The sequence below is a fragment of the Nocardia sp. NPDC004582 genome (genome assembly GCF_053602115.1).
Map to the genome: position 1 here is coordinate 1 of NZ_JBSGCY010000291.1, position 1739 is coordinate 1739.

Genomic DNA, 1739 nt, shown 5'->3' on the forward strand with positions numbered 1-1739 from the left:
GGCGCCGGAACCCGGCCCGCCCACACTGGCGGTGCCGGAGCTGGGGGTGAGCAGTCCGAGCAGCATGCGCAGCACCGTGGACTTGCCCGCGCCGTGCGGTCCGACCAGCGCGGCCACCGTTCCGGCGGGCACCACGAAGCTGACGTCGTCGACGGCGGTGATGCTGTCGAAGGTCTTGGTCAGCCCGCCGGCGGCGAAGGCGAGGGGCCGGGCGCTCACCGCTGCTTGTTCCAGGCCGGAGCGTCCAGGGCGGTCAGCGGGTCGGCGTCGACGATCATGGGCTGCGGCCAGCTCAGCGGCGGCGCGCCGAAGGCCTTGCGGGCATTGTCGACGGTGCGGCGGCCCAGGGCCCGGTTGCCGAATCCGCCGATGGCCGCGCCGATTCCGGCCGGGATCACCTTGCCGACCATGAGCGCCCCGCGCTTGGCGATGAACTGCACCATGAACCGCTTGAGCAGCGAATCGTTCATGGAGCTCAGGCCCGGGATCTTGGCGGCCATCAGGCCACCCCAGTTCTTGGCCGACACGCCGACGCTCTTCTGCACGATCTCCATGCCGCTCTCCCCGAGCACCACGGCCAGCACCAGGGCGCGGCGGCGTTCCTTGTCCTCGGGCGCGATGCCGTGCACGGCGGCCACGGCCAGGGTGAACACCGCGGACGCCTCCAGGAAGAACGCGGTCTCCGCGCTCATGGCGGCCACCGACGCGACGGTTCCGACGCCGGGCACGGCCGCGGTCGCGCCGACCGCGGTGCCGGAGGCGGTGACGGTGTTCAGATACAGCTTCTCGAACCGCGCGATGATCTGCCCGGGTGTCTCGTCCGGATGGTCGGCCCGCATCTTCGCGACGTATTTCGCGACCGCCGGGGCCTGTACCTGGGACCCGTTGTCGAGCAGCGAAACGACCGCCTTTTCGAATCCGCCCTTGAACATCGGCAACCCCTTACTTCCGTGCGGTCCTCTCCGACCGAAACTCTATGGCACCCCGACAACGATTCGCGAGATAGACCGGTTCCGGATGGGAGCATCGCGCGCCGCACCGGATCGGCCTAGGGTGGACCGGGTGGCAGGCGTGTCCGAAGGCGCGTCGGGTGTGCCCGACCCGCGGCTGAGCGCGTACGTCCTCGGCTACGAGGGCTACCTGTTGCACGGCTTCACCCCGGGCACCCATATCGGCATGCCGGGGTCGGCGCTGACGGTGATCATCACCATCGGCGAACCCATCCACGTTCCGGTCTCCAGCCATTCCGAGCAGGCGGGCGGGCACTGGGACATGCTGGCCAGCGGGCTCACCGTCCGCCCGGCGGTGATCGCGCACAACGGCTTCCAGCACGGCGTGCAGCTGAATCTGACCCCGCTGGGCTGCCGGGCGGTGCTGGGGATGCCCGCCGCGGCGCTCGGCTCGTGGATCGTGGACCTGGCCGACCTGCTCGGGCCGCGCGCGGTGGAGCTGCGGGAACGGCTGGCCGAGCCGGTGTCGTGGCCGGAGCGGTTCGCCGTCATCGACGAGATCCTGCTGCGGCGCCTGGCCCCCGTGCACTGGGACGACGAGCTGACCCACGCCTGGGCGCTGTTGTCCGGGCCGGACCCGGCGGTGCGGGTGGCCGGGGTGGCCGACGAGATCGGCTGGAGCCGAAGGCATCTCGGCAGCCGGTTCGGCGCGGAGTTCGGCATCACCCCCAAGGACGCGGTCCGGGTGGCCCGCTTCGAACGCTCGCACCGGCTGCTGCGCGCGCCGGT

General features: G+C 71.4%; 3 protein-coding genes. 1 reads left to right on the top strand and 2 read right to left on the bottom strand.

Annotated elements, in window-relative coordinates:
• A partial coding sequence (locus ACWELJ_RS34080; RefSeq protein ID WP_452370170.1) for an ATP-binding cassette domain-containing protein occupies positions 1-219 on the bottom strand: 219 nt, incomplete at its 3' end.
• Positions 216-932 (bottom strand): hypothetical protein, encoded by a 717-nt coding sequence (locus tag ACWELJ_RS34085; protein ID WP_452370171.1) that lies wholly within the window; start codon positions 930-932, stop codon positions 216-218. The genes ACWELJ_RS34085 and ACWELJ_RS34080, both read right to left, overlap by 4 nt.
• Before the next feature lie 130 nt (positions 933-1062).
• Here ACWELJ_RS34085 and ACWELJ_RS34090 point away from each other — a divergent pair.
• Positions 1063-1739, top strand: a 677-nt coding sequence (locus tag ACWELJ_RS34090) for a helix-turn-helix domain-containing protein (protein ID WP_452370172.1), incomplete at its 3' end; no start/stop codon positions are given.